At 63.6% G+C, this 1,204-nt stretch carries 3 protein-coding genes; all 3 read right to left on the bottom strand.

Annotation, left to right across the window (positions count from 1 at the left end; all coding sequences use genetic code 11):
- Positions 1–156 precede the first annotated feature (156 nt).
- Complete coding sequence (locus MKK88_RS01485) at positions 157–561, bottom strand: membrane protease subunit (RefSeq protein WP_243996819.1); 405 nt, start codon at positions 559–561, stop codon at positions 157–159.
- 3 nt (positions 562–564) lie between these two features.
- Positions 565–885 carry a hypothetical protein gene (locus MKK88_RS01480; RefSeq protein WP_243996818.1) on the bottom strand — a complete coding sequence of 107 codons (321 nt, stop codon included), beginning with the start codon at positions 883–885 and terminating at the stop codon, positions 565–567.
- A 49-nt stretch (positions 886–934) separates the two neighbouring features.
- On the bottom strand, positions 935–1,204 hold a 270-nt coding region (locus MKK88_RS01475), incomplete at its 5' end, for a hypothetical protein (protein WP_243996817.1).

Raw genomic sequence — 1,204 nt, 5'->3', positions numbered from 1 at the left:
AGATAGCCGCGGCTTCGGAGATGCCCGGCAGACTGAGAATTGCGTCTGCCGCAATCATCTCGACGGCGCCTACGACATCGTGGATGTCCTTGCTGCGAAGGACGCGATTGCACTGCTGCCGGAGGATCTGAGACCGGTGCGAGTCGGGCTGGCCGCTCATCGGGCGGCTCCCGGACGCTTGCCAGCCTCAAGGATTGGCATCCCGGCCTCAGTCGGCAGGTAGATCACCGACCGCTCGCCATGCCCGCTCGTCTCCTGAAGCATCTCAATGTACCGCCAGCGCAGGTAGCCCTCGGGGCCGCCCAAGCTCTCGGCGATGATCTTGTTGGCGTTAGCGACGCCTTGAGCCCGGATCACTTCGGCATCGGCGCGTAAGCCGGCGCTGTCCTTCTCGGCCTGAGCTTCCAAGACGCGCGTGCGCCTCGTGCTCTCGGCTTTGGCGAGCTGTGCCTCGCCTTCCATGCGTTGTGTGTAGACGTTGTAGCTCGGACAACCGGCGAGCCCGCCAGCGATAACGCCGAACACAACCAAGACACCGACACCAGCTAGAATACCTTCCATGGCTTAGCCCTCCCTAGCTTCGGCAGCACGACGGCGACGTGCAGCGCTGTGCAGGTACTTGTCGGCCCGGTCGTCCTCACCCAGCGAGATCCGATGGCGCAGCAGGCGCTCGCGCATCTCGTCTTCGGCCTGTCGGCGCTGCTTGCGTTCCCACGCGCGCTGTTGATGCGCACGCTTCTGCAGACGGCTGCGCTCTTGTCGGCGATAGCGTTCCTGTTCAGGGCTCAGCGGAATTCGGCTTACTGGTTCCGGCACGGGGCCAACAGACATGCTGAGTGCGAGCAATGCCGCCGCTGTGCGCATGCTTCGAATGCCACCAACCATCATTCCCTCCCCACTGAGATCTGATCTGCTTCGGCGACGCGACGACGGATCATTCCGCAGCCTCAGGAAGTCGTTGAACCTCACGCGCCTGATCCGCGAGCATCGTCGTCCCGTTCAGGTACAGGCGGACGCCGTTAAAGAGTTGCTTGGCGAGAAGACTGCGGGCGATAGCGTCGTTGACGCTGCTCTTGCCAGCGCGCAGCGCCTCAACGTCGCCGGCTAAGGCGGTGATGATCTTATCGGGTTGCAGGATTTCGGTGAGGGCGGCCGCCAGCTCGCTGGTGACGACGTGCAGATCGACGCTCAGCGCCTCGCCGAT

Source organism: Methylobacterium sp. E-005, from assembly GCF_022829725.1.
In the GTDB taxonomy this organism is placed as follows: Bacteria; Pseudomonadota; Alphaproteobacteria; order Rhizobiales; family Beijerinckiaceae; genus Methylobacterium.
This window is presented reverse-complemented; position numbering and strand designations above follow the sequence as displayed.

What these genes read in the sequence shown, in the direction of transcription:
- MKK88_RS01485 (WP_243996819.1), bottom strand. Translation starts at nt 561, where the DNA reads ATGGAAGGTATTCTAGCTGGTGTCGGTGTCTTGGTTGTGTTCGGCGTT.
- MKK88_RS01480 (WP_243996818.1), bottom strand. Translation starts at nt 885, where the DNA reads ATGGTTGGTGGCATTCGAAGCATGCGCACAGCGGCGGCATTGCTCGCA.